The following is a 26,148-nucleotide window of genomic DNA, read 5'->3' on the forward strand; positions in this document are numbered from 1 at the left end:
AACATGCGCTGCGCTGTCCTGGGCGACCCCGTCGCCCACTCCCTCTCGCCGGTGCTGCACGCGGCCGGGTACGCCGACGCCGGGCTCTCGGGCTGGTCCTACGACGCCGTGCGCGTCCCCGCCGGCTCGCTGGCCGGCTTCGTGGGGGGACTCGACCCGTCGTGGCGCGGCCTGTCGGTGACCGCGCCCCTGAAGCGTGAGGCGCTCGCGCTCACGGAGTCGTCGGGCACGGCGACCGGGCGCGCGCGGCTGGCCGGTGGGGTCAACACGCTCGTGCGGACGGACACCGGGTGGGCCGGTGACAACACCGACCTGCCCGGAGCCGTCGCTGCGGTCCGCGAGCGGTACGCCGGACCGGTCCGCTCCGTGGTGATCCTCGGTGGCGGGGCGACGGCGGCCAGCGTCGGCCTCGCGCTGGCCGGGCTCGGAGCGACGTCGATCGCGCTCGCGGTCCGCGAGCCGTCGCGGGCGGCCGACACGGCCGACGCGATCGCGGCACACCCCTCCGCTCCGGCCGTCGGCACGGCCCTGCTCGACGAGGTGACCGTCGAGGCCGACGTACTCGTCTCGACGATCCCTGTCGCGGCGCAGACGCCCGACCTGGTCGCCCGCTGCAGCGGCGCCGCGGTCGTCTTCGAGGTCACCTACGACAGCTGGCCGACGCCGCTCGTGTCGGCCGCGACCGGTGTGGTGGTCTCCGGGCTGGACCTGCTCGTGCACCAGGCCGTGCTGCAGTTCGAGCAGTTCACCGGGACACCGGCGCCGCTGGCGGCGATGAGGGCCGCGGGGGAGGCGGCGCTCGCCGCTCGGTGAGCGGAGGGGCCGGACCGGGCCACTGACGCAGGACCGACCGGCCGATCCGCGGCAGGTGGTCGCCCCACTACGCTCGCGCCCATGCATCTGGTCCCGGCGCTGGTCTGCGCCGTCCTCGGCGCGGGGAGCGGGTGGCTCGTCCCGCGCCTGATCGCCGGCCTGCCCGAGCCCGAGGCCGACCCCGAGGAGAAGCCGGGGGAGTTCCCCGACAAGGTGCTCTACGTCGACCTCGCGGCCGCTCCCGGCCTGGCCTGGCGGTGCGCGCTGGCGTGCGCGCTCGCGGCCGGCCTGCTCGGCGCCGTCTTCGGCTGGGTGTGGGCGCTGCCCTGGCTGGCGGTCCTCGTCCCGATCGGCTGCGCGCTCGCCGTCATCGACTACGTGACGTGGTACCTCCCGAGCCGCATCCTCGCGCCGGCGTACGCCGTCGTGGGACTGCTCGTCGTGGTCGCCGCCGTCGCCGTGCACGACTGGCACGTGGTGCTGCACGCCGCCATCGGCTGGGCCGCGCTGGGCGCGTACTACGGGCTGATGTGGTTCATCAGCCCCCGGATCATGGCCTTCGGCGACGTGCGGCTCGGCGGCCTGATCGGGCTCGCCCTCGGGCCGCTCGGCTATGGCCAGCTGATCCTGTCGGTCCTGGCGGCCGGCGTCTTCGGCGCGCTCTCCTTCATCCCGCTCAAGCTGCTCGGCCGCACCATCAAGCGCGAACCCGACCGGGGCCCGCTGCGCGAGCACGTGCCCTTCGGGCCGTTCCTGCTCCTGGGCGCGCTGGCGGCCGCGGTCGCGGGGAGCCTGCTCGGCCTGGCCTGACCGTCTCACTGCCTCCTCCCGCACATGCGGCGGAGGCGGCCGGATGGGAGACTGGCGCCATGTTGCGTTGGCTCACTGCGGGCGAGTCCCACGGCCCCTCCCTGGTCGCGATCCTGGAGGGCCTGCCCGCCCACGTCCGGATCACGTCGGAGGACATCGGCGACTCGCTGGCCCGTCGGCGGCTCGGCTACGGCCGTGGCGCCCGGATGAAGTTCGAGCGCGACGAGGTCACGATCGTCGGCGGTGTGCGCCACGGTGAGTCGCAGGGCGGCCCGGTGGCCGTCCAGATCGGCAACACCGAGTGGCCGAAGTGGGAGACCGTCATGGCGGCCGACCCCGTCGAGCCCGAGATCCTCGAGGGCCTGGCGCGCAACGCCCCGCTGACCCGGCCCCGCCCCGGCCACGCCGACCTGGTCGGCATGCAGAAGTACGACTTCCCCGACGCCCGCCCCATCCTCGAGCGCGCCTCGGCCCGCGAGACGGCCGCCCGCGTCGCCCTCGGCCGTGTCGCGAGCAACTTCCTCGAGCAGGCGGTGGGCGCCCGGATCGTGTCCCACGTCCTCGAGATCGGCGGCGTGCGCACGCCCGGCACCGACCTGCCCACCCCCGACGACGTCGCCCGCCTCGACGAGGACCCCGTGCGCTGCCTCGACCCGGACGGTTCGAAGCAGATGGTCGCCCGCATCGACGAGGCCCACAAGGACGGCGACACCCTCGGCGGTGTCGTCGAGGTCGTCGTGCACGGGCTCCCGCCGGGCCTCGGCTCGCACGTCCACTGGGACCGTCGCCTCGACGCCCGACTGGCCGGCGCCCTCATGGGCATCCAGGCCATCAAGGGCGTCGAGGTCGGCGACGGCTTCGAGCTGGCCGCCACCCCCGGCAGCGAGGCGCACGACGAGATCGTCACCGGCGACGGTGGCATCCGGCGTACGTCGGGCCGCAGCGGTGGCACCGAGGGCGGCATGAGCACCGGTGAGGTCCTGCGCGTCCGCGCGGCGATGAAGCCGATCGCGACCGTCCCGCGGGCGCTGCGCACCATCGACGTCGCCACCGGTGAGGCGGCGGTCGCGCACCACCAGCGCTCCGACGTGTGCGCCGTCCCCGCGGCCGGCATCGTCGCGGAGGCGATGGTCGCGCTCGTGCTGGCCGACGCCGTCGTGGAGAAGTTCGGCGGCGACTCGGTGCGCGAGACCCGGCGCAACGCCGAGTCCTACCTCGACACGCTGCGCTACCGGTGATGGCCGAGCAGACACGCCCCCGGGTCGTCCTGGTCGGCCCGATGGGGTCGGGCAAGTCGACGGTCGGACGGGTTCTCGCCCAGCGCTGGGGCGTCGACGTCCGCGACTCCGACGCCGACGTGGAGCAGACAGCCGGCAAGCCGGTGCCGGAGGTCTTCGTCGACGACGGCGAGGCGCGGTTCCGCGAGCTCGAGAAGGCCGCCGTCGCGCTCGCGCTGCGGACCCACGACGGCGTGCTCTCGCTCGGCGGCGGAGCGGTCCTCGACCCCGACACGCAGGTTCTGCTGGAGGGCCACCGGGTGGTCTTCCTGCGCGTCGGCCTCGCCGACGCCGTCAAGCGGGTCGGGATCGGCGCCGGCCGGCCGCTGCTGCTCGGCGGGGACGGCGGCATCCGGGCGCGGGTGAGGAGCCTGCTCGAGGAGCGCAACCCGGTCTACGAGGGGGTCGCGACGGTCGTCGTCGACACCGACGGCCGGACGCCCGAGCAGGTGGCCGATGACGTGGAGAACGGCCTCGAGGAGGGACTCCGATGACCACGATCCACGTGGGCGGCGCGTCGCCGTACGACGTCGTGATCGGCCGCGACCTGGCGGCCACGATCCCGCAGGTCCTCGGCGGCCTGCCCGGTCCCGGGGTCGAGCGGGTCGCCTTCCTCTACGCGGGCACCGTCGGGTCGCTCGCCGAGCCGATGCTCGACGAGCTGGTGGAGCACTACGAGGTGCTCGCGCTCGGGCTTCCCGACGGAGAGTCGGCCAAGACCGCCGCCGTCGCCGCCGACTGCTGGGAGGCGCTGGGGGAGAAGGGGTTCACCCGCTCCGACGCCGTGGTCACCTTCGGCGGCGGCGCGACCACCGACCTCGGCGGCTTCGTCGCGGCCAGCTGGCTGCGCGGCGTGCGTGTCCTGCACGTCCCGACCACGCTGCTCGCCATGGTCGACGCCGCCGTCGGCGGGAAGACCGGCATCAACACCGGCGCCGGGAAGAACCTGGTCGGTGCCTTCCACGAGCCGGCCGGCGTCCTCTGCGACCTCGCCCTGCTCGAGACGCTGCCGCGCGAGGAGCTCGTCGCCGGGCTCGGAGAGATCGTCAAGTGCGGGTTCATCGCCGACCCGCGCATCCTCGAGCTGGTCGAGACGACGGACCCCGACACGCTCACCCCCGACTCGGCGGTGCTCGCCGAGCTCGTCGAGCGCGCCATCCGCGTCAAGGCGGAGGTCGTCGCCGCCGACCTCAAGGAGACCGGCGGCGACGGTGCGAACGGCGGGCACCCGGGTCGCGAGGTGCTCAACTACGGCCACACCCTCGGCCACGCGATCGAGAAGCACGAGGGCTACGCGATCAGGCACGGCGAGGCCGTGGCGATCGGTTGCGTCTACGCCGCCGAGCTGGCCCGGCTGGCCGGCCGGCTCGACGACGAGACGGCCGCCCGGCACCGCAGCGCGTTCGGCCGGGTCGGCCTGCCGACGACGTACGACGGGGCGGGCTTCGACGAGCTGATCGGCGCCATGCGGGTGGACAAGAAGGCCCGCGGCTCCCAGCTGCGCTTCCTCGTCCTCGACGGCCTTGCCGAGCCGTCGATCCTCGCCGGCCCGAGCGAGGCGTTGCTGCGCGAGGCGTTCCGGGCGGTGTCCGGATGACGACGGCGGTCCTCGACGGCGACGCGCAGCGCCCGTCGCGACGGGTCCTGGTGCTCAACGGCCCGAACCTCGGCCGGCTCGGCAGGCGCCAGCCGGAGATCTACGGCTCGACGACCTACGACGACCTGGTCGCGCTGTGCGTGCGGTGGGGCGAGGAGCTCGGCCTCGACGTGGAGGTGCACCAGACCAACTGGGAGGGCGCGCTGCTCGACCGGCTCAACGCCGCCGCCGACCACGAGACGCCGGTCGTGCTCAACGCGGGCGCCTGGACGCACTACTCCTACGCGCTCTACGACGCCTGCGCCCAGCTCACCGCGCCGCTGGTGGAGGTGCACATCAGCGCGCCGTCGCAGCGGGCGGAGGGGTTCCGGCACACGTCCGTCGTCACCCCGCACGCCGTGCGGGTGATCGAGGGGCAGGGGATCGACGGCTACCGGCAGGCGCTGGAGACGATCGCCGGCTCCTGAGCCGGCTCGGCCAGCGAGATGGTCCACGCGGGCAGCATCCACTGGGTGAGCGGGCCGATGGTCAGGGCGAACACGACCGTGCCGACGCCGAGCGGACCGCCGAGGAGCAGTCCGACGACGACCACCGACACCTCCAGCGACGTGCGGATCAGCCGGATCGAGAGACCCGTCCGGCGGACCAGCCCGGTCATCAGGCCGTCGCGCGGGCCGCGGCCGAACTGCGCGCCGATGTACATCGCCGTCGCCAGCGCGCACAGCAGGACGCCGCCGAGCATCATGGCCACCCGGGCGACCTGCGCGTGCGGCTGGCCGACCACCGCGAGGGTGAGGTCGGTGCTCGGGCCGATGAGGAGCGCGTTGGCCACCGTGCCGATGCCGGGCTTCTCCCGCAGCGGGATCCACAGCAGCAGCACGACGAAGGCGGTGATGACGAGCACCGTGCCGAGGCTCAGGCCGGTGTGCCCCACGACGCCGAGGTGGAGCACGTCCCACGGAGCCACGCCGTCGTCGCCCCGCACCATCAACGCCAACGAGATGCCGTAGAGCCACAGGCCGACGAGCAGCTGGGCCAGGCGGCGGCCCAGACGGCCGGCGCGGAGCTGGGCGAGCGGCCCGAGGTCGGCGAGTGCGGTCATGGCGTCCAGTCTGGAACAGATTGGACTGTTCTCAAATAGCCAATTGTGCGAGAGTGGACTGCATGCAGCAGTCCATCACCGCCCGCCGGCTCGCCGGGCTCGTCGACGGGTTCCACCGCGCCCCGGCGTACGCGGGCTTGGCCGAGAGCCTCACCCTGCTCATCGGCGACGGACGGATCACGCTGGCCACGCGGCTGCCCAGCGAGCGCGACCTGAGCGTCGCGCTCGGTGTCTCACGCACGACGGTGACCCGCGCCTATGCGTCCCTCGTCGAGGCCGGCTACGCCGAGGCACGCCAGGGCGCCGGGACGTTCACCCGCATCCCCGGCGACCGCCGCCGCGCCCTCGACCGGTCGCTGAGCCCGCGCGGTCGCAACGACGTGATCGACCTCAACCACGCGGCCGCGTCGGCCCCGCCGGGCGTCGCGGCCGCCTACCTGGAGGCGGTCTCCGACCTGCCCGCCTACCTCGGCGGGCACGGCTACTTCCCCGCTGGGGTGCCGCGGCTGCAGGAGGCCATCGCCCGCGCGTACGACGACCGCGGGCTGCCGACCCACCCCGAGCAGGTCATGGTGACCGCCGGCGCGCTCTCGGCCGCGGCGATCGTGGCGCAGGCGTTCACCCGCCGCGGTGCCCGGGTGCTGGTCGAGACGCCGACCTACCCCAACGCCACCGAGGCGCTGCGCCATGCCGGGGCGCGACTGGTCGGGCTGCCCGTCGGCCCGGACCGCTGGGACCTCGACGGTCTCGAGGCGACCCTGCGGACGACGCGGCCGAGCCTCGCCTCGCTGATCCCCGACCTGCAGAACCCCACCGGGCTGGTGATGAGCGCGGAGGACCGCGTCCGCGTCGCGGGCCTGCTCCGATCGGCCGGCACCGTCCCGATCGTCGACGAGGCCCACCAGTCCCTGGCGCTCGACGGCCGCGCGATGCCGCCGCCGTTCGCCTGCTTCGCGCCCGACACGGTCACTCTCGGCAGCGCCTCCAAGGCGTTCTGGGGCGGTCTCCGCATCGGCTGGATCCGCGCTCCCGACCACGACAGCGGCGGCGCCCTGCGCGCGCTCACCGAGGCGCGGATGCGGCTCGACCTGGGTGCGCCCGTCCTCGAGCAGCTCGTGCTCGCCCGCCTGCTCGAGGACCCGGTGCCCGTCCGGGACGCCCACCTGGCCCGGCTCCGCGAGCAGCGCGACGCCCTGCTCGCGGCCCTCGACGAGCAGCTGCCGGACTGGGGCTACCGCGTCCCGCGCGGCGGCCTGTGCCTGTGGTGCCGTCTCCCCGAGCCGCTCGGCACCGACCTCGCGGTCGAGGCGGAGCGAGGCGGCGTCCTCGTCGCCCCGGGCCCCGTGTTCGCTCTCGAGGGCGGTCTGGACCACTACGTGCGCATCCCCTGGACCAGGTCGGTCGAGGAGCTCCGCGCGGCGGTCGCGGTGCTCGCCGAGTCGTGGGCGCTGGTCCGGGACCGACGCTCGGGCCGCCTCCCGCGCGGCGGCCGGTCGCAGGGGAGTCGCGTGATCGTGGCCTGAGTTTCGCCGCGCCACACCGCCGCCGATAGACTCGCCCGCTGGTGCGCTCGGCAACGCTGAGGCGCCCTCCTTGACAACCTGCACAGATCAGAAGGCTGGACGCATGGCAACGACGAACGACCTCAAGAACGGCATGGTTCTCAACATCGACGGCCAGCTCTGGTCGGTGGTCGAGTTCCAGCACGTGAAGCCTGGCAAGGGCCCGGCCTTCGTGCGGACCAAGCTGAAGAACGTCGAGTCGGGCAAGAACGTCGACAGGACCTTCAACGCCGGCACCAAGGTCGAGACCGCCACGGTCGACCGCCGGACCTACTCCTACCTCTACAACGACGGCACCAACTACGTGTTCATGGACACCGGCACCTACGAGCAGATCGAGGTCTCGCCCGAGCTCGTCGGCGACGCCGCCAACTACATGCTCGAGAACACCGACGTCATCGTCGCCACCAACGAGGGCCGCGTGCTGTTCGTCGAGCTCCCGGCCTCGGTCGAGCTCGTGGTCAACTACACCGAGCCCGGCGTCGTCGGCGACTCCGCCACCGGCCGCACCAAGCCGGCGACGCTCGAGACGGGTCACGAGATCCAGGTCCCGCTCTTCATCGAGCAGGGCGAGAAGATCAAGGTCGACACCCGCGACGGTGGCTCCTACCTCAGCCGCGTCAAGGGCTGACGTGCCTGCGCCCTCCGGCCAGCCCACCGCTCGCACCAAGGCGCGCAAGCGGGCCCTCGACCTGCTCTTCGCCGCCGAGGCCCGCGGCTTGAGCCCCGTCGCGATGCTCGACGAGGCCATCGCCGAGGGCGAGGGCCCCGCCAACGCCTACACGGCGACGCTCGTCCGCGGGGTGGTCGCCGAGCAGGCGCGGATCGACGAGCTGCTGTCGACGTACTCCCAGGAGTGGACGCTCGAGCGCATGCCGGCCGTGGACCGCAACGTCCTGCGGCTCGGCGTCTGGGAGCTGCTGCACGCGGCCGACGTGCCCGAGCACGTCGCGATCAGCGAGGCGATGCAGCTGGTCCGCGACCTCTCGACCGACGACTCCCCGCAGTTCGTCAACGGCATCCTCGGCGCGATCCAGCGCGACAAGGCCCAGCTGTCCTGACGCATCCTCCGCTGCGCAGGGGATACCGGCCGCAGGTCGGAAGATCCCCAAGCAGCAGGGAGGACACCCCATGGGTGAGCAGGACAAGGCCGAGAACTTCGCCGAGGAGAAGATGGGCCAGGCCAAGGAGGCCGTCGGCAAGGCGACGGACGACAAGGACCTGGAGGCCGAAGGCAAGGGCGACCAGACCAAGGGCAACCTGAAGCAGGCCGGCGAGAAGGTCAAGGACGCCTTCAGCTGATCTGCCCGCACGCAGGGGCACGGCATGACGCCGTGCCCCTTCGGCATGCCCGTTCCTGATCACGGACGGTGGGTAACGTCGGAGCCATGCGCGCTGTCGTCTACTCCGAGACCGGTCCCTCCTCCGTCCTCCGCCTCGTCGACCGCGAGGTCCCCGAGCCCGGCCCCGGCGAGCTGCGGGTGCGCCTGGCCCGCGCGGGCGTCAACCCGACCGACTGGAAGGCGCGGGCCGGCGGCACCTACGCCGAGCTGCCGTACGCCGAGATCACCCCCGGCCAGGACGGCGCCGGCGTCGTCGACGCGATCGGCGAGGGCGTCCTCGGGTTCGCGGTCGAGGACCGCGTGTGGGTGCTGCTCGCCCAGCACGGCCGCCCCTTCGGCACCGCCGCCGAGCTCGTCGTCGTGCCAGCGGAGAACGCCGTGCACCTGACCGTCGGCGCGTCCTTCGACCTCGGCGCCTCGCTCGGAGTGCCCGCCGTCACCGCGCACCGCGCGCTCACCTCCGGCGACGTCCCCCGGCTCTCGCCCGGCGCGCTGACCGGACAGACGATGCTCGTCCACGGCGGCGCCGGAGCCGTCGGCAACGCCGCGATCCAGCTCGCCCGCTGGGCCGGGGCGACGGTGCTGACGACGGTGAGCAGCGACGAGAAGGCGGCACTGGCGATCGCCGCCGGCGCCCACCAGACGGTCAACTACCGCGTCGGCGACGCGACCGCGGAGATCAGGGCGCTCGCACCCGACGGTGTCGACCTCGTCGTCGACGTCGCACCCGCGGTGAACAACGATCTGGACCGCGAGGTGCTGCGCGTCCACGGGACGGTCGCGATCTACGCCAACAACGGCGGCGACGAGCTGACCATGCCGGTGCGCCAGACGTTCTCCAAGAACCTGCGCTACCAGTTCATCCTGCTCTACACCCTCGACCCCGCCCTGCTGCGCGCGGCGACGGAGGACATCGCCGCCGCCGTCGAGGACGGTGCCCTCCAGGTCGGGTCCGAGGCCGGCGTACCCCTGCACCACTTCGGGCTGGAGGAGGCCGGCGCCGCCCACGACGCCGTCGAGCAGGGTGCGGTGGGCAAGGTGCTCATCAAGCTCGACTGACGCTTCGGCTCAGCCCGGCGGGCGGGTGGCCGATCGGATCTGCGACCGGACCACCCCTCCTCGCTGGAGCGCCTCATCGCCACCGCCCGGGCCCGCCGCCGTACGCGGGTCGCCTGCCTCGCCGCCGTCGGTGCCCTCGCACTGTCCGGCTGCTCGCTGGGCTTCTCCGACGCCGACAGCGGGTCGGTCCCGCCGCTCGACGACGCGAGCCCGGTCTCGGCCTCGACGCAGCGCGTCGTCTCGTCCTCCCTGGGGCTGACGCCTCCGACGCCCGAGGGGTCGGCGTCCGCCGTCGCGCCCGCGCCCGCGCCCACCGGGACGCCGGCGAGCGTGTCGGCCGCGCCCGCAGCCGGGCCGCGCACTACCGCCCCGACCGCGCCGGCCGCCCCGCAGCAGCCGGCGGCCCGCGCGGCGACCCCGGTGTTCCCGGCCCAGGACCCGCGCCCGGTCTCCGTCGACGGCTCGAGCACCACGTGGCGGGTCGGCTCGACCTACCGCGGTGTCTTCGCCGATCCCGACGTCGCCTTCGCCGGTGGCCGGTGGTACGCCTACGCGACCAACACCAGCGGGCTGCTGCTGCCCACCCTCAGCTCCACGGACCTGAGCCACTGGTCGCCGATCCACTCCAGCGGCGGTGCGAAGTACGACGCCCTCGCCGCACCCGGCGCCTGGACGACGTCCAAGTCCGGCGGTGCCGGCCTGTGGGCGCCGTCGGTGGCCCCGATGGGCGGCGGCTGGACGCTCGCCTACGCCGCTCAGCAGTCCACGCTGCGCGGCGAGCGGCACAACTGCATCGGGCTGGCCCGTGCGGCATCACCGACCGGCCCGTTCCGTGCGCTCGCGGCGCCCCTCGAGTGCGCGCCGGCGTCCCCACAGGGCGCGATCGACCCCGACCTCTACGTCGACAAGCTCGGCCGGAACTGGATGCTGTGGAAGTTCTCCGGGGTGCCGAGCGGGCAGCCGTCGACGATCTACGTCCGCCAGCTGAGCGCCGACGGCACCGGCTGGGCCCCCGGGTCGCAGGCCGTGCCGCTGGTCGCCAACGACTACGGCGACGGGTTCGAGGGCGACACCATCGAGAACCCCTCGATGACCACGTTCCGGGGCGTCACCTACCTCTTCTACTCGGTGAACAGCTATCGGTCCGCCGCCTACGCGACCGGCTACGCCGTCTGTGGAGGACCGACCGGGCCGTGCCAGAAGGTCGGCCCGCTCCTGACGACCGCCCGGAGCGGGACCCTGGGACCGGGCGGCGCGAGCGCCTTCGTCGTCGGAGGCTCGCTCCACCTCGCCTACCACGCCTGGGACCCCGGCCGGGTGGGGTCGCTGCGCCGCCTGCACGTGGCGTCCCTGATGCAGCTGGACGACGCCACCCTCACGGTCGCCCACGCCGGGTAGCCGGGGACCACCCTGCCGCGGCGCTGCCGTCCCGGCTCGGTGCGATCCGCCGTCCGCGATAGGGTGCGGGCGTTCGACATTCCTTTAAGAGCCGTCCCGTGAGGCGGAGAAGGTGGTCCGGCGAGGCCATGACCAGTGACCCCTCCCAGTCCGACCCGGCAGCAGCTGCGGACGACGGGCGTGTGGTGCTCGACGCCGACGACGTCTCGCGCGCACTGACCCGCATCTCCCACGAGATCCTCGAGCGCAACAAGGGCGCCGCCGACCTCCTGCTCCTCGGGCTGCACACCCGCGGCGTGCCGCTCGCGCGGCGCATCGCCGAGCGCATCGAGGCGGTCGAGGGCACGCCGGTCGCGGTCGGCTCGCTCGACGTCACGATGTACCGCGACGACCTGCGCAACCACCCCACCCGCGCCCCGCACAAGACGTCCCTGCCGCCCGCCGGCATCGACGCCAAGACGGTCGTCCTGGTCGACGACGTGCTCTACAGCGGCCGCACCATCCGCGCCGCGCTCGACGCGCTCTCCGACCTCGGCCGGCCCTCCGCCGTCCGTCTCGCGGTCCTCGTCGACCGCGGCCACCGGGAGCTGCCGATCCGCGCCGACCACGTCGGCAAGAACCTCCCGACCGCTCGGAGCGAGAAGGTCCGGGTCCGGCTCGCCGAGACCGACGGCGCCGACGCCGTGCTGATCAGCGGGGCCGGCCTCACCGACGGGCCCGGGAAGGACGGCCTCGCGTGAAGAAGCACCTGCTCTCCATCGACGACGTCACCGCCGGCGACATCGACGCCCTCTTCGAGACCGCCGCCGAGATGCACGACGTGCAGCGGCGCGCGGTCAAGAAGCTGCCCGCCCTGCGCGGCCGGACGGTCATCAACCTCTTCTTCGAGGACTCCACCCGCACCCGCTCCTCCTTCGAGATCGCCGGGAAGTGGCTCTCGGCCGACGTGATCAACCTGTCCGCCAAGGGCTCCTCGACGTCGAAGGGGGAGTCTCTGCGCGACACGGTCCGCACGGTCACCGCGATGGGCATCGACGGCCTCGTCATGCGGCACTCGGCCAGCGGCGCCGCCCAGCAGGTCTCGGAGTGGATCGACGTCCCCGTGATCAACGCCGGTGACGGCACCCACGAGCACCCGACGCAGGCGCTGCTCGACGCCTACACGCTGAGCCGCCGGCTCGGCCCCCTCGAGGGCCGCCACGTCGCGATCGTCGGCGACCTGACCCACTCCCGGGTCTTCCGCTCCAACGTGAAGTCGCTGACCAAGCTCGGCGCCCGGGTCACGGTCGTCGCCCCGCCGACGCTCATGCCGAGCGGGATCGGCACCTGGTCGGAGGAGGCCGGCTTCGAGACGTCGTACGACCTCGACGCGGTGCTGCAGGGCGAGCACGGGACCGTGGACGCGGTGATGATGCTGCGGGTCCAGCGCGAGCGGATGAGCGGCGGATACTTCCCGTCGGCGCGGGAGTACACGGTCGGCTACGGCCTCACCCGCGACCGGCTGCGCTGCCTCGCCGCGGGGACCCCGATCCTGCACCCCGGACCGATGAACCGCGGCCTGGAGATCTCCGCCGACGCCGCCGACGCCGTCGACTCGGTCGTGCTCGACCAGGTCTCGGCCGGCGTCGCGGTCCGCATGGCCGTGCTCTACCACCTGCTCGCCGGAGAGGACTCCCAGTGACCAGCCTGCTCATCAAGGGCGCGTCCCTGCTCGGGGGCGAGGCCGCCGACGTGTACGTCGAGGACGGGCTGATCCGATCCGTCGGCCCGTTCTCGGGCACTGCCGAGACCGTCGACGCCGACGGCCTCGTCCTGCTCCCCGGCCTCGTCGACCTGCACACCCACCTGCGCGAGCCGGGCCGGGAGGACGCCGAGACGGTCCTGACCGGCTCGCAGGCGGCCGCCGCGGGCGGCTACACGTCGGTGCTCGCGATGGCCAACACCACCCCGGTCACCGACACCGCGGAGGCGGCCGAGCGCGTCCTCGACCTCGGCCGGGCGGCCGGGCTGGTCGACGTCCAGCCGGTCGGCGCGGTGACGAAGGGCCTGGCCGGCGAGGAGCTCGCCGAGCTCGGGCTGATGGCCCGCTCGCGCGCCCGCGTCCGGGTCTTCTCCGACGACGGCAAGTGCGTCGCCGACCCGCGGGTGATGCGACGGGCGCTGGAGTACGTCAAGGCGTTCGGCGGCGTGGTCTCCCAGCACTCCCAGGACCCCGCGCTGGCGCCGTACGGCTCGGCCTGCTGCCACGAGGGGCAGCTCTCCGGCGAGCTCGGTCTGCCCGGCTGGCCGTCGGTCGCCGAGGAGACCATCGTCGCCCGCGACGTCATGCTCGCCCGCCACACCGGCTCGCGCGTCCACGTCGCGCACGTGTCGACGGCCGGCTCGGTCGAGGTGGTCCGCTGGGCCAAGGCGCAGGGGATCGCCGTCACCGCGGAGGTCACCCCGCACCACCTGCTGCTCACCACCGACCTGCTCAGCGGTTACGACCCGACCTACAAGGTGAACCCGCCGCTGCGTCCTGCCGAGGACGTCGAGGCGCTGCGCGCGGCGCTGGCCGACGGCACCATCGACGCGGTCGCCACCGACCACGCGCCGCACGCCCGGCACGACAAGGAGCACGCGTTCGTCGACGCCGCCTTCGGCATGCTCGGCCTGGAGACGGCGCTGCCGGTCGTCGCGACGGTGATGGTCGAGAGCGGGCTGCTCGACTGGGCGGGCGTCGCCCGCGTCATGTCGGTCAACCCGGCCGCCATCGCCGGCCTCGACCGCCACGGCCGCCCGCTGGCCGAGGGCGAGCCGGCCAACCTGACGCTGGTCGACCCGAGCGCGTCCTACGTCGTGGACCGCGAGGCGTCGCTGTCACTGTCGCGCAACAACCCCTGGCACGGCCGGACCGTGACCGGCCGGGTGGTCGGCACATTCCTGCGGGGCCGGCGTACCTTCGGGTCATGACCGACCTGCAGCGCTTCCGCGACGCCCAGGAGGGCGTGTACGAGCAGGCGCTCGAGGAGCTGCGCCGCGGCCGGAAGACGAGCCACTGGATCTGGTTCGTGTTCCCCCAGGTCGCCGGGCTCGGCTCCTCGCCGACGTCTCAGCGGTTCGCGATCGGTTCGCTCGAGGAGGCGCAGTCGTACGCCGCCGACGAGGTGCTGGGCGCCCGCCTGGTCGAGTGCGCCCGCGCCGTCCTCGCCCACCCGGACCGCACGGCGCGGGAGATCATGGGGTCGCCCGACGACGCGAAGCTCCGGTCCTCGATGACCCTGTTCGCGATCGCGGCGCCGCACGAGCCGGTCTTCCATCAGGTGCTGGACACGTTCTTCGCCGGCCAGCGTGACCCGCGCACGGAGGCGTTCCTGAGGCGGTGACCGACGTGGCGCAAACCGAGTGGCGGCGCCGCGGCCGGCGATGCTTGGCTGACCCGGTGATCGTCACCAACGGCAACGCCCAACTCCTCGCCGAGGAGCGCGGGACGGGAACGCCGGTGCTGCTCGTGCACGCGGGCGTCACCGACCGACGCTCGTGGCGCCCGCTCGTCGAGCGGCTCGGCGACGGCGTGAGGTGCGTGGGCTACGACGCCCGCGGCTACGGCGAGACGACGTACGAGGCCGAGGACGGTTGGTCACCGGTCGCGGACGCCGTCGCCGTGCTGGACGCGCACGGAATCGGCCGGGCGGTCGTCGTCGGAGCGTCGATGGGCGGCCGCGCGACGATCGACCTCGCGCTGGCGCGGCCGGACCGGGTGAGGGGGCTGGTCCTGATCGGCAGCGCGGTCAGTGGCGCACCACCCGTCGGCGAGCTGCCGTCGGAGATCGCCGCGCTCGACACGGCGGGCGACGCGGCGTACGACGCCGGCGACCTCGACGAGGTCAACGCGATCGAGGCCCACGTCTGGCTGGACGGCCCCCTCGAGGACGAGGGCCGGGTCGGTGGCGCGACGCGCGAGCTGTTCCTGGCGATGAACCGGCGGGCGCTCGAGGCTGAGGACCCGGGGGAGCAGGCCGTGGTCCCGCCTGCCTGGGACCGGCTCGACCGGATCGGCGTCCCGGTCCTCGTGCTCGTCGGAGATCTCGACCTGCCCCACATCCGCCGCAACTCCGGCCACCTCGCCTCGGTGATCCCCGGGGCACGACTCGTGGAGCTCCCCGGCGTCGCCCACCTGCCCCACCTCGAAGGTGACCCGGCGACCCTCGACGCGATCGCGGAGTTCGTCGCGTCGCTCTGAGCAACAGCGCGGAGGGAGATGCGCACCAGGTGCGCATTCCGCTCCGCGATGACGGGGAGGACCCGTCCCACGCGCTGAGCCGGTGCCCGGAGCGGAGGCTGACGCTGGTAGGGTCGGCGCTCGAGTCCGACATCCTTTAAATGGCCGTCCTGTGAGGCGGAGAAGGAGGTACGGCGTGCCGCAGCATGCCCAGCACAAGCCCAGCGACAAGCCCAGCGCTCTTCTGGTCCTCGAGGACGGGCGCACCTTCCGAGGCGAGTCGTTCGGCGCCGAGGGGGAGACCTTCGGCGAAGCGGTGTTCTCCACCGGCATGACCGGTTATCAGGAGACCCTCACCGACCCGTCCTACCACCGCCAGGTGGTCGTGATGACCGCGCCGCACGTCGGCAACACCGGCGTCAACGACGAGGACCCCGAGTCCCGCCGGATCTGGGTCGCCGGCTACGTCGTCCGTGACCCCGCCCGCGTCCCGAGCAACTGGCGCTCCCGGCGCACCCTCGACGACGAGCTGCGCGAGCAGGGCATCGTGGGCATCGCGGGGGTCGACACCCGCGCCCTGACCCGCCACCTGCGCGAGCGCGGCGCGATGCGCGTGGGCATCTCCACCGTCGAGGCCGACCCCGAGGCGCTGCTCGCCCGCGTCAGGGAGTCCGCCGAGATGACCGGCGCGGAGCTCGCCGACGAGGTCACCACCACCGAGGCCTACGTCGTGCCCGCCGTCGGCGAGAAGCGGCTGACCGTCGCCGCCCTCGACCTGGGCATCAAGGAGATGACGCCGCAGCGGATGGCGGAGCGCGGCATCGAGGTGCACGTGCTGCCCGCCACGGCGACGTACGACGACATCCGTGCGGTCGAGCCGGACGGGCTCTTCTACTCCAACGGCCCGGGCGACCCGGCGGCCACGACCCACCAGATCCAGCTGCTGCAGCAGGCGCTCGGCGAGGGCGTGCCCTACTTCGGCATCTGCTTCGGCAACCAGCTCTTCGGGCGTGCGCTCGGCTTCGGCACCTACAAGCTCAAGTACGGCCACCGCGGCATCAACCAGCCGGTCCAGGACCTCACGACCGGCAAGGTGGAGGTCACCGCGCACAACCACGGCTTCGCGGTCGACGCCCCGGTGGGGGAGCTGACCGAGACGCCGTTCGGCACGGCGTCGGTCTCCCACGTCAACCTCAACGACAACTGCGTCGAGGGCCTCGAGCTGCGCGACGCCGACGGCGGTCTCACGGGCTTCTCGGTGCAGTACCACCCCGAGGCGGCGGCCGGCCCGCACGACGCGGCCTACCTCTTCGACCGGTTCGTCCAGCTCATGGAGTCTCGACAGGGCTCGACCGACGAGAAGAAGGCGGACGCCTGATGCCCAAGCGCGACGACATCCAGTCAGTCCTCGTCATCGGCTCCGGCCCGATCGTCATCGGCCAGGCCTGCGAGTTCGACTATTCCGGCACCCAGGCCTGCCGCGTGCTCAAGGCCGAGGGCCTGCGCGTGATCCTCGTGAACTCCAACCCGGCCACGATCATGACCGACCCCGAGTTCGCCGACGCCACCTACGTCGAGCCGATCACGCCGGAGTTCGTCGAGAAGGTCATCGCCAAGGAGCGGCCGGACGCGATCCTGCCGACGCTCGGCGGCCAGACCGCCCTCAACACCGCGACCGCGCTGCACGAGAACGGCGTGCTCGAGAAGTACGGCGTCGAGATGATCGGCGCCAGCTTCGAGGCGATCCACCGCGGCGAGAACCGCGAGCTCTTCAACGACATCGTCCGCCGGGTCGGCGGCGAGGTGGCCCGCTCGTTCGTCTGCCACACCATGGACGAGGTGGAGAAGGCCACCGAGGACCTCGGCTACCCGGTCGTCGTACGCCCCTCCTTCACGATGGGTGGCCTCGGCTCGGGCATCGCCTACGACGAGACCGACCTGCACCGCATCGCCGGCGCCGGGCTGTCCGCCTCGCCGACCACCGAGGTGCTGATCGAGGAGTCGATCATCGGGTGGAAGGAGTACGAGCTGGAGGTGATGCGCGACAAGGCCGACAACGTCGTCATCATCTGCTCGATCGAGAACCTCGACCCGATGGGCGTCCACACCGGCGACTCGATCACCGTCGCGCCGGCCATGACGCTCACCGACCGCGAGTACCAGCACCTGCGCGACCTCGCCATCGGCATCATCCGCGAGGTCGGCGTGGACACCGGCGGCTGCAACATCCAGTACGCCGTCAACCCGGCCGACGGCCGCGTGATCGTGATCGAGATGAACCCGCGGGTGTCGCGGTCCTCCGCGCTCGCGTCGAAGGCGACCGGCTACCCGATCGCGAAGATCGCCGCGAAGGTCGCCGTCGGCTACACGCTCGACGAGATCGACAACGACATCACCGCAGGTCCGCAGGGGTCGACCGCGGCGTCCTTCGAGCCGACGCTCGACTACGTCGTGGTGAAGGTCCCGCGGTTCGCGTTCGAGAAGTTCCCGACCGCCGACCCGACGCTCACCACGCACATGAAGTCGGTCGGCGAGGCGATGGCGATCGGCCGCAACTTCACCGAGGCCCTCAACAAGGCACTGCGCTCGCTGGAGGACAAGAAGGCGCCGTTCACGTGGGCGGGTCAGCCGGGCGACAAGGCCACCCTCCTCGAGCAGGTCAAGGTCCCGCACGACGGCCGGCTCCAGAAGGTGATGCTCGCGATCCGCGCCGGTGCCACGCCGGAGGAGATCTTCGACGCCACCAAGATCGACCCCTGGTTCGTCGACCAGCTGTTCCTGATCCACGAGGTCGCCACGGTGGTCGGTGAGGCGGAGGAGCTCGACGCGGACACGCTGCGGCTGGCCAAGCGGCACGGGCTCTCCGACGCCCAGGTCGCGACCATCCGCGGCCTCACCGAGGCCCAGGTCCGGCAGGCGCGCCATGACCTCGGGGTGCGGCCGGTCTACAAGACCGTCGACACCTGCGCGGCCGAGTTCGCGGCGAGGACGCCCTACCACTACTCGTCCTACGACGAGGAGACCGAGGTCGCGCCGCGCGAGAAGCCGGCCGTCCTGATCCTCGGGTCGGGCCCGAACCGGATCGGCCAGGGCATCGAGTTCGACTACTCGTGCGTGCACGCCTCGCTGGAGCTGTCCAAGGCCGGTTACGAGACGATCATGGTCAACTGCAACCCGGAGACGGTCTCGACGGACTACGACACCTCCGACCGGCTCTACTTCGAGCCGCTCACCCTCGAGGACGTCCTCGAGATCTACGCCGCCGAGCAGGCGGCCGGTCCGATCGCCGGCGTCATCGCGACGCTCGGCGGCCAGACCCCGCTCGGCCTCGCGGAGGGCCTGCAGGACGCCGGCGTGCCGATCGTCGGGACCAGCCCCGAGGCGATCGAGCTCGCCGAGGAGCGCGGGGCGTTCGGGCGGGTCCTGGCCGAGGCCGGCCTGATCGCCCCGAAGCACGGCACCGCGGTGTCGTTCGACGACGCCCGGACGATCGCCCACGAGATCGGCTACCCGGTCCTGGTCCGCCCGTCCTACGTCCTGGGCGGCCGCGGCATGCAGATCGTGTACGACGACACCGCGCTCCAGGCCTACATCGAGGCCGCGACCGAGATCAGCCCGGACCGGCCGGTCCTCGTCGACCGTTTCATCGACGACGCGGTCGAGATCGACGTCGACGCGCTCTACGACGGCACCGAGCTCTTCCTCGGCGGCGTCATGGAGCACATCGAGGAGGCCGGCATCCACTCCGGCGACTCCTCGTGTGCGCTGCCGCCGATCACCCTGGGCCGCGCCGAGATCGACCGGATCCGTGCCGCGACCGAGGCGATCGCCGCGGGTGTCGGCGTACGCGGCCTGATCAACATCCAGTTCGCGCTCGGCGCCGACGTCCTCTACGTCATCGAGGCCAACCCGCGCGCCTCCCGCACGGTGCCGTTCGTCTCCAAGGCCACCGGCACGTCGCTGGCCAAGGCCGCGTCGCGGGTGATGCTGGGTGAGTCGATCGCCGACCTGCGCCGGGCCGGGCTGCTGCCGGCCACGGGGGACGGCGGCACGCTGCCGGCCGACGCGCCGATCGCGGTCAAGGAGGCGGTGCTGCCGTTCAACCGGTTCCGCACCAAGGAGGGCCAGTTCGTCGACACCGTCCTCGGTCCGGAGATGAAGTCGACCGGCGAGGTGATGGGCTTCGACGCCGACTTCGGCACCGCCTTCTCCAAGGCGCAGGCGGCGTCGTTCGGCCCGCTGCCGACGAGCGGCAAGGTCTTCGTCTCGATCGCCAACCGCGACAAGCGGACGATGATCTTCCCGGCCCGCGTGCTCGCCGACTACGGCTTCGAGATCCTGGCGACCCAGGGCACCGCCGAGGTGCTGCGCCGCAACGGGATCCCGTCGACGGTGATCCGCAAGCACTCCGAGGGCGAGGGGCCGAACGGCGAGCGGACCACCGTGCAGCTGATCCTCGACGGCGAGATCGACCTGATCGTCAACACTCCCAACGGGTCGGCCAGCGGCGCCCGCGCCGACGGCTACGAGATCCGCTCGGCCGCCGTGCTCTCCGGCACGCCGTGCATCACCACGGTGCAGGGCCTCGCCGCGGCGGTCCAGGGCATCGCGGCGCTGCGCGGAGGCGGGATCGGAGTCCGCTCGCTGCAGGAGTGGGCCGTGTTGAACAACACGGCGACCGCCTGATGGGTCGCCCCTACCGGCTGCTCTTCGACCAGGTCCTCAGCAAGCAGGACCCGGAGGAGGCCCACCACGCCGCGTTCCGCGCCATCCGTACGGCGGTGCCGGCACTCGCCCGGGTGCCTGCGGTCGGGTCGCCGGTCGAGGCGCTCGGGCTGACCTTCCCCAACCGGCTCGGCCTGGCTGCGGGCTTCGACAAGAACGCGGTCGGCATCGACGCGCTCGGCGGCCTCGGCTTCGGCCACGTCGAGATCGGCACGGTGACGGGTCAGGCGCAGCCGGGCAACCCCAGGCCCCGGCTCTTCCGGCTCGTCTCCGACCGGGCGGTCGTCAACCGGATGGGTTTCAACAACGACGGTGCCGAGGCTGTCGCGCGGCGTCTCGCCGCTCGATCGACCCACCTCGGTGGCCGAGTAGCCGGTCGCGAGGGACGAGCGACGGGCGTATCGAGACCCGGCCCGGTCCTCGGCGTCAACATCGGCAAGACCAAGGTGGTTCCGGAGGACGACCAGGCGGCCGTGGAGGCCGACTACGGCACGTCGACACGCCTGCTGGCGCCGTACGCCGACTACCTGGTCGTCAACGTGAGCTCGCCCAACACCCCGGGGCTGCGGTCGCTGCAGGCGGTCGAGCGGCTGGGCCCGCTGCTCGAGCACGTCCGCCGGACCGCCGACGCCGCGACCGACCGGCGCGTCCCGCTGCTGGTCAAGATCGCCCCGGACCTGGCCGACGAGGACGTCCTCGCCGTGGCAGACCTCGCGCTCGAGATCGGGCTGGACGGCATCATCGCCACCAACACCACGATCTCGCGCGAGGGACTGCGCAGCCATCCGGACCAGATCGCGGAGGCCGGCGCGGGTGGCCTGTCCGGCCGCCCGCTGGCCGCTCGCGCGCTCGACGTCCTGCGGACGCTGCGCGCCCGGGTCGGCGACGAGATGACGCTGGTCGGCGTCGGCGGCATCACCACGGTCGCCGAGGCGCGGGAGAGGATCGCGGCTGGTGCTGACCTGGTGCAGGGCTACACGGCGTTCATCTACGAGGGGCCGCTGTGGCCCCGCCGGATCGCGAAGGCGCTGGGCTGACCAGTGGGTGGCGCGGAGGTCGTCGGCGAGCACACACGGGAGGATGACCACATGACCACCTTCGGAGAGCGACTGTCGGCCGCGGTGGCAGAGCGAGGACCGCTGTGCGCGGGCATCGACCCGCACGCCTCCCTGCTGGCGGACTGGGGGCTCGAGGACGACGTCGCCGGGCTCGAGACCTTCGCCTTCACCGCCGTCGAGGGGCTCGCCCCGCACGTGTCGGTGGTCAAGCCGCAGAGCGCGTTCTACGAGCGGTTCGGCTCGCGCGGCATCGCCGTGCTCGAGCGGGTGATCGCGGAGTCCCGCGCGCTGGGAGCCCTGGTCCTCCTCGACGTGAAGCGGGGCGACATCGGCTCCACGTCCCAGGCGTACGCCGACGCCTACCTCGACCCCGCCTCGCCGCTGGCCTCCGACGCGATCACGGTCTCTCCCTACCTCGGCTTCGGGTCGCTCGACCCGTTCGTGGAGACGGCGCGCCGCTTCGACGCCGGCCTCTTCGTGCTGGGCCTGACCTCCAACAAGGAGGGGCCGGAGGTGCAGTCGGCCACGGTCGACACGGGCGAGAGCGTGGCGGCGCGGATGTTCGACCACCTGCGGGCGCTCAACGACGGCGACTCCCTCGGCTCGTTCGGAGCGGTGGTCGGCGCCACGATCGGCGACGCGACCGAGTCGCTCGACTTCAACGGCCCGATCCTCGCGCCCGGCTTCGGCGAGCAGGGCGGTACGCCGGCCGACATCCGCCGCCTCTTCGGCGACCTCACCGTCCTGCCGTCGTCCTCGCGCGGCCTCCTGCGCGCCGGTCCCTCGGTCGAGGCGCTCGCCGAGGCGGCGCAGCGGACCAACCGGGAGCTGCTCAGCGGCGGATGAGCCGTTCCCACCACCGCCGGCGCGGCTCGGCGCCATCTCTCGTCGGGCCCGTCGCGCGCTTCGGGCGCTTCGTACGCTCCTGCCGGCGCAGATCGCACAGATCCGCGACGGCGGCGACGGCCACCGCAGCGACCTCGGCCTGCGACGGCTCGTCCGTTCCGGTCGGCAGGTCGGGGGAGGCCTCGAGGTCACCGCGCCGGCCGATCACTCCCACGCCCAGCTCGTCGAGCTCGGCGAGCTGGCGCTGCGACTCCTCCGCGCACCATGCGGCGAAGCCGGCCGGCAGCAGGATCGGGGCGGACGCCTGGCGGGTCAGGGCGCGCCCGGTCAGCCAGGTGCGGACCCCCTCCTCGTAGCCGCCCTCGCCACGGGTGAGCCGGTCACCCAGCGCGACGTTGACGCGGCGCAGCATCTCCGCCTGGGGCAGCGAGAGCGAGGTGTTGCTGCTCCGGGTCGGCGTGCGCATCGCCTCCGGATCCACGTCGAGCACGCTGCAGAACAGCTGGACGAGGCTGCCCTCGGTCCGCGACGACGGTGGGCAGGCGATGACGTGCACCTGCTCGGGACCGAGCCGACCGGTCCATCGGCGGACCACGTCGGGCAGGTCCTGACGCGCCAGGAAGATCCGCGCGGCCGGGGTCCGGTCGCGGACCGCCGCGACGTAGTCGGCGTAGCGGACCGTGCTGCGCTGCTTGACGTCCTGCTGCCACTCCGAGGGCAGGGTGAGGCCCCAGTGGCGGGCGGTGACGACGACCTCGACGTCGAACCCCTGCGCGCGGATGTCGTCCACGATCCGCCCGGCCACGTCGCCGGGCAGCTCCGCCAGCGACTCCATCGTGACGAGCCGGACGGCCGCGTCGCCCGCCGTCGCGCGCCGCACCAGATGGCCGACGCCCTGCTCCAGCGCGGCCGCGTCGCCCGCGACGCCGCGGCGCAGCAGCGGCGTCACCGCCGCGTGGTCGTCCTGGGTCGTGACGGCGAGGGCGACGCCCCGCTCGGCGAGCACGCCCCGCGACCGGATGAGGGTGCGCTGGAGGTAGGTGGTGCCGCTCTTGCGGGTCCCGACGTGGAGGAGGACCTTGCGTCGCGGGAGGGACGTGCTCGGCGTCGTCACGGGCTGCGCCTCCTCGGGCTGGCGGATTGCGACCGGCTGCCTAACCTACTGGTCGTGCTCCTCACCACCGACGCCGTGTCCCGGGCCCGCAGCGCCGCGTGCGCCGGGCTGGTCAGCCTGGCACTGCTGGCAGGGTGCGGCGGCGACCCGGGTGACGGCTACTGCGACGCGGTCGAGGGGCACCAGGAGCAGCTGAGCAAGACCCTCGACGCGGGCGGACCCCAGGCGCTGCTGAAGGCGCTGCCGACCTTCGAGGACCTGCACGACCGGGTGCCGAGCGACATCGCCGACGACTGGGCGGTGCTGACCAAGGCCCTGACGGGCCTGGAGGACGCTCTCGACGCGGCGGGCGTGGACCCGGCGGCGTACGACCCGAAGAAGCCGCCGAGCGGCGTGACCCGGGCCGAGCAGGACCGGATCGGGGCCGCCGCGACGGAGGTGGGGAGTGCCCGGACCCGCGCCGCGCTCGCCGCGGTGGACCAGCAGGCGCGCGACGTCTGTCAGGTGCCGCTCACGGTCTGAGCCGCTCGGTCCACGCCCCGCGTTGCCGCCTCCCTGGCCTGCGGCTATCTTGACCCGAAGCCCCTCCTTGCTCCCGAGACACTGAAGGACCACGCACGTGGCTCTGCCTCCACTCACGCCCGAACAGCGTCAGGCCGCCCTCGACAAGGCGGCCGCCTCCCGACGGGAGCGGGCGGAGGTGAAGAACCGGATCAAGAACTCCGGCGGTTCGGTCCTCGAGGTGATCGAGCAGGGGCAGACCAACGAGGTCATCGGCAAGATGAAGGTCATCGACCTGCTCCAGGCCGTCCCCGGCGTCGGCAAGATCCGCGCCAAGCAGATGATGGAGCGACTCAGCATCGCCGAGAGCCGCCGCGTCCGCGGCCTGGGCTTCAAGCAGATCGAGGCGTTGGCCGAGGAGTTCGCCCGGCGTGGATAGCGGTTCCCCCGCGACGACGCCTGCGACGACACCGGCGACGGCACCCGCGACGACACCGTCGCGCCTGGTCGTCCTGGCCGGGCCGACAGCGGTCGGCAAGGGCACCGTCGCAGCCGTCGTACGCGAGACCCACCCCGAGGTCTGGTACTCCGTCTCCGCCACCACCCGGCCGCCGCGGCCGGGGGAGGAGGACGGCGTCCACTACTGGTTCGTCTCCGACGAGGAGTTCGACCGGATGATCGCCGAGGGCGAGCTGCTCGAGTGGGCCACTGTGCACAAGGTCGCCCGCTACGGCACGCCCCGCAAGCCGGTCGAGGAGGCGATCGCCGCGGGCCGCCCGGCCCTGCTCGAGATCGACCTCCAGGGCGCGCGCCAGGTGCGCGAGACGCTGAAGGAGGACGGCCTCGAGGCGCTCTTCGTCTTCCTGGCCCCGCCGTCCTGGGAGGAGCTGGTCCGCCGGCTCGTCGGGCGGGGGACCGAGACCGAGGAGGAGAGGGCCCGGCGGCTCGACACCGCCCGGGTCGAGCTCGCCGCCGAGCAGGAGTTCGACGTCACCGTCGTCAACCGCGAAGTTCACGCTGCCGCCGAGCAGTTGGTAGCCTTGATGAGGTCCGGCATCCCGGACCGCCGCCGCCTGCCTCCCGGCAGCCGGCACGATGCATTCCAACGTGAGTGAGGCTTGAGCGTGGCTGCCCCCGAGATCGACGCCCAGGGCGTGACCAACCCCTCCATCGACGACCTGCTGAGCAAGACGGACAGCAAGTACCGCCTGGTGCTCTACGGAGCCAAGCGGGCCCGCCAGATCAACGCCTACTACTCCCAGCTCGGCGAGGGCCTGCTGGAGTACGTCGGCCCGCTGGTCGAGACGCACGTGCAGGAGAAGCCGCTCTCGATCGCGCTGCGCGAGATCAACGACGACCTGCTCACCTGCGAGGAGGTCGACCCCGCCGAGCTCGCCGCGGAGGAGGCCGCCCAGCGTGCCGCCACTGCGACCGACCCGTTCGCGGCTGGCGAGTGACGTCTGAAACCACCCACGAGGTCGCTTCCCCGCAGGGGGAGCGACCTCGGGTCGTTCTCGGGGTCGCCGGTGGGATCGCCGCCTACAAGGCCGCCGAGCTGCTGCGCCGCTTCACCGAGTCCGGCCACGACGTGACGGTCGTGCCCACCGCGTCCGCGCTCGAGTTCGTCGGTGCGCCCACCTGGGCAGCGCTGTCGGGCAAGCCGATCGCGACCGGCGTCTTCGAGAACATCACCGAGGTCCCGCACGTGCGGATCGGCCAACAGGCCGACCTCGTGGTCGTGGCGCCCGCGACCGCCAACACGCTGGCCCGCGCCGCCCACGGGCTGGCCGACGACCTGCTCGCCAACGTGCTGCTCACCGCCCGCTGCCCGGTCGTGTTCGCCCCGGCGATGCACACCGAGATGTGGGAGCACCCCGCGACCGTCGACAACGTCGCGACGCTGCGCCGTCGGGGCGCGATCGTGGTCGAGCCGGCCGAGGGCCGGCTGACCGGCAAGGACACCGGCAAGGGCCGCCTGCCCGACCCCGACGAGATCTTCGGGCTGTGCGTCGACGTGCTCGCCCGCGGGACGACCGCCCCGGACCTCGGCGGCCGTCGGGTCGTGGTGAGCGCCGGCGGCACGCGCGAATACCTCGACCCGGTCCGCTTCCTCGGCAACCGCTCCAGCGGCCTGCAGGGCTACGCACTCGCCAGGGCCGCGGCCGCTCGCGGCGCCGAGGTGGTGCTGGTCGCGGCCAACGTCGCGCTGCCCGACCCGGCCGGCGTCAAGGTCGTCCACGTCGAGACCACCGCCCAGCTGCGCGACGAGGTCGTCACGGCCGCCGGCGGCGCCGACGCGGTCGTGATGGCAGCCGCCCCGGCCGACTTCCGCCCGACCAGCGTCAGCGACGCCAAGATCAAGAAGGCCGACGACGGCTCGGTGCCCACGATCGAGCTCGCGCAGAACCCTGACGTCCTCCACGAGATCAGCCACCACCGGTCGAGGCCGGACAGCGTGATCGTGGGATTCGCCGCCGAGACCGGAGACGCGACCGGCTCGGTGCTCGAGCTGGCGAAGGCCAAGCTCGCCCGCAAGGGCTGCGACCTCCTCGTCGTCAACGACGTGAGTGGGGGAGCGGTCTTCGGCAGTCCGGACAACGAGGCGGTCATCCTCGCCGCCGACGGAGCCGCGATCGACGTACCCTCAGGCTCGAAGGGCGCGCTGGCCCACGTCATCTGGGACCACGTCGTTGCTCGGCTGCCCACCTGATCATGTGACAATGAGACGTTCGTCCGAAGTGT

General features: G+C 73.0%; 28 protein-coding genes. 26 read left to right on the forward strand and 2 right to left on the reverse strand.

Features of this window, described 5'->3' with window-relative positions:
* Nucleotides 1-3: 3 nt before the first annotated feature.
* From BM236_RS14610 to BM236_RS14635, 6 genes are all read left to right on the forward strand, one after another.
* Entirely contained in the window at nt 4-813 is an 810-nt protein-coding gene (locus BM236_RS14610; RefSeq protein WP_091125175.1) for a shikimate dehydrogenase, read from the forward strand.
* An 81-nt stretch (nt 814-894) separates the two neighbouring features.
* Nucleotides 895-1,623: an A24 family peptidase gene (locus tag BM236_RS14615; RefSeq protein WP_091125178.1), complete on the forward strand. Its 729-nt coding sequence runs from the start codon at nt 895-897 to the stop codon at nt 1,621-1,623.
* A 59-nt stretch (nt 1,624-1,682) separates the two neighbouring features.
* Nucleotides 1,683-2,861: a chorismate synthase gene (aroC, locus tag BM236_RS14620; protein ID WP_091125181.1), complete on the forward strand. Its 1,179-nt coding sequence runs from the start codon at nt 1,683-1,685 to the stop codon at nt 2,859-2,861.
* Nucleotides 2,861-3,394, forward strand: coding sequence for a shikimate kinase (locus BM236_RS14625; protein ID WP_245750348.1), 534 nt, complete (start codon nt 2,861-2,863; stop codon nt 3,392-3,394). Before aroC ends, BM236_RS14625 begins: the two co-directional genes overlap by 1 nt.
* On the forward strand, nt 3,391-4,497 hold the full coding sequence (gene aroB / locus BM236_RS14630) for a 3-dehydroquinate synthase (RefSeq protein ID WP_091125183.1): 1,107 nt from the start codon (nt 3,391-3,393) through the stop codon (nt 4,495-4,497). The genes BM236_RS14625 and aroB overlap by 4 nt, the downstream gene beginning before the upstream one ends.
* Nucleotides 4,494-4,964 (forward strand): type II 3-dehydroquinate dehydratase, encoded by a 471-nt coding sequence (locus tag BM236_RS14635; RefSeq protein ID WP_091125186.1) that lies wholly within the window; start codon nt 4,494-4,496, stop codon nt 4,962-4,964. The genes aroB and BM236_RS14635 overlap by 4 nt, the downstream gene beginning before the upstream one ends.
* Here the strand turns inward: BM236_RS14635 and yczE are convergent.
* Nucleotides 4,928-5,599: a membrane protein YczE gene (yczE, locus tag BM236_RS14640; protein WP_091125189.1), complete on the reverse strand. Its 672-nt coding sequence runs from the start codon at nt 5,597-5,599 to the stop codon at nt 4,928-4,930. The genes BM236_RS14635 and yczE overlap by 37 nt on opposite strands.
* A gap of 62 nt (nt 5,600-5,661) precedes the next feature.
* On the opposite strand from yczE, the gene yczR reads away from it, so the two are divergent.
* The 15 genes from yczR to pyrF all read left to right on the forward strand — a co-directional run bounded on the left by yczR (nt 5,662) and on the right by pyrF (nt 21,791).
* Nucleotides 5,662-7,122, forward strand: a complete 1,461-nt coding sequence (yczR, locus tag BM236_RS14645) for a MocR-like transcription factor YczR (protein ID WP_091125191.1) — start codon at nt 5,662-5,664, stop codon at nt 7,120-7,122.
* A 103-nt stretch (nt 7,123-7,225) separates the two neighbouring features.
* Entirely contained in the window at nt 7,226-7,792 is a 567-nt protein-coding gene (gene efp / locus BM236_RS14650; RefSeq protein WP_091125193.1) for an elongation factor P, read from the forward strand.
* A 1-nt stretch (nt 7,793) separates the two neighbouring features.
* Nucleotides 7,794-8,222, forward strand: coding sequence for a transcription antitermination factor NusB (gene nusB, locus BM236_RS14655; RefSeq protein WP_091125195.1), 429 nt, complete (start codon nt 7,794-7,796; stop codon nt 8,220-8,222).
* A 70-nt stretch (nt 8,223-8,292) separates the two neighbouring features.
* On the forward strand, nt 8,293-8,463 hold the full coding sequence (locus BM236_RS14660) for a CsbD family protein (protein WP_091125197.1): 171 nt from the start codon (nt 8,293-8,295) through the stop codon (nt 8,461-8,463).
* A gap of 86 nt (nt 8,464-8,549) precedes the next feature.
* On the forward strand, nt 8,550-9,563 hold the full coding sequence (locus tag BM236_RS14665; protein ID WP_091125199.1) for an NADPH:quinone reductase: 1,014 nt from the start codon (nt 8,550-8,552) through the stop codon (nt 9,561-9,563).
* A gap of 330 nt (nt 9,564-9,893) precedes the next feature.
* The gene (locus tag BM236_RS14670) at nt 9,894-10,961 is read left to right on the forward strand and encodes a glycoside hydrolase family 43 protein (RefSeq protein ID WP_091125201.1); all 1,068 of its coding nucleotides are present in this window, start codon (nt 9,894-9,896) and stop codon (nt 10,959-10,961) included.
* 128 nt (nt 10,962-11,089) lie between these two features.
* The gene (gene pyrR / locus BM236_RS14675) at nt 11,090-11,701 is read left to right on the forward strand and encodes a bifunctional pyr operon transcriptional regulator/uracil phosphoribosyltransferase PyrR (RefSeq protein ID WP_091125202.1); all 612 of its coding nucleotides are present in this window, start codon (nt 11,090-11,092) and stop codon (nt 11,699-11,701) included.
* Nucleotides 11,698-12,642 carry an aspartate carbamoyltransferase catalytic subunit gene (locus tag BM236_RS14680; RefSeq protein ID WP_091125205.1) on the forward strand — a complete coding sequence of 315 codons (945 nt, stop codon included), beginning with the start codon at nt 11,698-11,700 and terminating at the stop codon, nt 12,640-12,642. The genes pyrR and BM236_RS14680 overlap by 4 nt, the downstream gene beginning before the upstream one ends.
* The gene (locus BM236_RS14685; RefSeq protein ID WP_091125207.1) at nt 12,639-13,913 is read left to right on the forward strand and encodes a dihydroorotase; all 1,275 of its coding nucleotides are present in this window, start codon (nt 12,639-12,641) and stop codon (nt 13,911-13,913) included. Before BM236_RS14680 ends, BM236_RS14685 begins: the two co-directional genes overlap by 4 nt.
* Nucleotides 13,910-14,326 (forward strand): DUF1810 domain-containing protein, encoded by a 417-nt coding sequence (locus tag BM236_RS14690; RefSeq protein WP_091125209.1) that lies wholly within the window; start codon nt 13,910-13,912, stop codon nt 14,324-14,326. The genes BM236_RS14685 and BM236_RS14690 overlap by 4 nt, the downstream gene beginning before the upstream one ends.
* A gap of 56 nt (nt 14,327-14,382) precedes the next feature.
* Complete coding sequence (locus BM236_RS14695) at nt 14,383-15,183, forward strand: alpha/beta fold hydrolase (RefSeq protein WP_175507701.1); 801 nt, start codon at nt 14,383-14,385, stop codon at nt 15,181-15,183.
* 175 nt (nt 15,184-15,358) lie between these two features.
* A complete protein-coding gene (gene carA / locus BM236_RS14700; RefSeq protein WP_091125213.1) occupies nt 15,359-16,540 on the forward strand; it encodes a glutamine-hydrolyzing carbamoyl-phosphate synthase small subunit in 1,182 nt (393 codons plus the stop codon).
* Nucleotides 16,540-19,848, forward strand: a complete 3,309-nt coding sequence (gene carB, locus BM236_RS14705) for a carbamoyl-phosphate synthase large subunit (RefSeq protein ID WP_091125216.1) — start codon at nt 16,540-16,542, stop codon at nt 19,846-19,848. Before carA ends, carB begins: the two co-directional genes overlap by 1 nt.
* On the forward strand, nt 19,848-20,924 hold the full coding sequence (locus tag BM236_RS14710; protein WP_091125218.1) for a quinone-dependent dihydroorotate dehydrogenase: 1,077 nt from the start codon (nt 19,848-19,850) through the stop codon (nt 20,922-20,924). The genes carB and BM236_RS14710 overlap by 1 nt, the downstream gene beginning before the upstream one ends.
* Nucleotides 20,925-20,975: 51 nt before the next feature.
* Nucleotides 20,976-21,791, forward strand: a complete 816-nt coding sequence (gene pyrF, locus BM236_RS14715; RefSeq protein ID WP_091125406.1) for an orotidine-5'-phosphate decarboxylase — start codon at nt 20,976-20,978, stop codon at nt 21,789-21,791.
* On the opposite strand, the gene BM236_RS14720 is transcribed toward pyrF, so the two are convergent.
* A complete protein-coding gene (locus tag BM236_RS14720) occupies nt 21,778-22,905 on the reverse strand; it encodes a hypothetical protein (protein ID WP_091125222.1) in 1,128 nt (375 codons plus the stop codon). The two genes, pyrF and BM236_RS14720, sit on opposite strands and share 14 nt — an antisense overlap.
* 54 nt (nt 22,906-22,959) lie before the next feature.
* Between BM236_RS14720 and BM236_RS14725 the strand changes: the two genes are divergently transcribed.
* From BM236_RS14725 to coaBC, 5 genes are all read left to right on the forward strand, one after another.
* Nucleotides 22,960-23,427: a hypothetical protein gene (locus BM236_RS14725; RefSeq protein ID WP_091125225.1), complete on the forward strand. Its 468-nt coding sequence runs from the start codon at nt 22,960-22,962 to the stop codon at nt 23,425-23,427.
* Nucleotides 23,428-23,524: 97 nt separating this feature from the next.
* Nucleotides 23,525-23,845, forward strand: coding sequence for an integration host factor, actinobacterial type (mihF, locus tag BM236_RS14730; protein WP_091125227.1), 321 nt, complete (start codon nt 23,525-23,527; stop codon nt 23,843-23,845).
* A gap of 64 nt (nt 23,846-23,909) precedes the next feature.
* Nucleotides 23,910-24,521 (forward strand): guanylate kinase, encoded by a 612-nt coding sequence (gene gmk, locus BM236_RS14735; protein WP_245750356.1) that lies wholly within the window; start codon nt 23,910-23,912, stop codon nt 24,519-24,521.
* Between the two features lie 9 nt (nt 24,522-24,530).
* Complete coding sequence (gene rpoZ, locus BM236_RS14740; RefSeq protein WP_091125232.1) at nt 24,531-24,863, forward strand: DNA-directed RNA polymerase subunit omega; 333 nt, start codon at nt 24,531-24,533, stop codon at nt 24,861-24,863.
* Nucleotides 24,860-26,116: a bifunctional phosphopantothenoylcysteine decarboxylase/phosphopantothenate--cysteine ligase CoaBC gene (gene coaBC, locus BM236_RS14745; protein ID WP_091125234.1), complete on the forward strand. Its 1,257-nt coding sequence runs from the start codon at nt 24,860-24,862 to the stop codon at nt 26,114-26,116. Before rpoZ ends, coaBC begins: the two co-directional genes overlap by 4 nt.
* The last annotated feature ends 32 nt before the right edge of the window (nt 26,117-26,148 follow it).

This window comes from Nocardioides terrae, from assembly GCF_900112345.1.
GTDB lineage: Bacteria > Actinomycetota > Actinomycetes > Propionibacteriales > Nocardioidaceae > Nocardioides > Nocardioides terrae.

Excerpts from the sequence above, each read along its gene's own strand:
- BM236_RS14690 (WP_091125209.1), top strand. The coding sequence starts at position 13,910 with ATGACCGACCTGCAGCGCTTCCGCGACGCCCAGGAGGGCGTGTACGAG.
- BM236_RS14615 (WP_091125178.1), top strand. The coding sequence starts at position 895 with ATGCATCTGGTCCCGGCGCTGGTCTGCGCCGTCCTCGGCGCGGGGAGC.
- BM236_RS14710 (WP_091125218.1), top strand. The coding sequence starts at position 19,848 with ATGGGTCGCCCCTACCGGCTGCTCTTCGACCAGGTCCTCAGCAAGCAG.
- BM236_RS14635 (WP_091125186.1), top strand. The coding sequence starts at position 4,494 with ATGACGACGGCGGTCCTCGACGGCGACGCGCAGCGCCCGTCGCGACGG.
- pyrF (WP_091125406.1), top strand. The coding sequence starts at position 20,976 with ATGACCACCTTCGGAGAGCGACTGTCGGCCGCGGTGGCAGAGCGAGGA.
- efp (WP_091125193.1), top strand. The coding sequence starts at position 7,226 with ATGGCAACGACGAACGACCTCAAGAACGGCATGGTTCTCAACATCGAC.
- aroC (WP_091125181.1), top strand. The coding sequence starts at position 1,683 with ATGTTGCGTTGGCTCACTGCGGGCGAGTCCCACGGCCCCTCCCTGGTC.
- carB (WP_091125216.1), top strand. The coding sequence starts at position 16,540 with ATGCCCAAGCGCGACGACATCCAGTCAGTCCTCGTCATCGGCTCCGGC.
- BM236_RS14665 (WP_091125199.1), top strand. The coding sequence starts at position 8,550 with ATGCGCGCTGTCGTCTACTCCGAGACCGGTCCCTCCTCCGTCCTCCGC.
- yczR (WP_091125191.1), top strand. The coding sequence starts at position 5,662 with ATGCAGCAGTCCATCACCGCCCGCCGGCTCGCCGGGCTCGTCGACGGG.
- BM236_RS14610 (WP_091125175.1), top strand. The coding sequence starts at position 4 with ATGCGCTGCGCTGTCCTGGGCGACCCCGTCGCCCACTCCCTCTCGCCG.
- BM236_RS14625 (WP_245750348.1), top strand. The coding sequence starts at position 2,861 with ATGGCCGAGCAGACACGCCCCCGGGTCGTCCTGGTCGGCCCGATGGGG.
- yczE (WP_091125189.1), bottom strand. The coding sequence starts at position 5,599 with ATGACCGCACTCGCCGACCTCGGGCCGCTCGCCCAGCTCCGCGCCGGC.
- aroB (WP_091125183.1), top strand. The coding sequence starts at position 3,391 with ATGACCACGATCCACGTGGGCGGCGCGTCGCCGTACGACGTCGTGATC.
- BM236_RS14660 (WP_091125197.1), top strand. The coding sequence starts at position 8,293 with ATGGGTGAGCAGGACAAGGCCGAGAACTTCGCCGAGGAGAAGATGGGC.
- pyrR (WP_091125202.1), top strand. The coding sequence starts at position 11,090 with ATGACCAGTGACCCCTCCCAGTCCGACCCGGCAGCAGCTGCGGACGAC.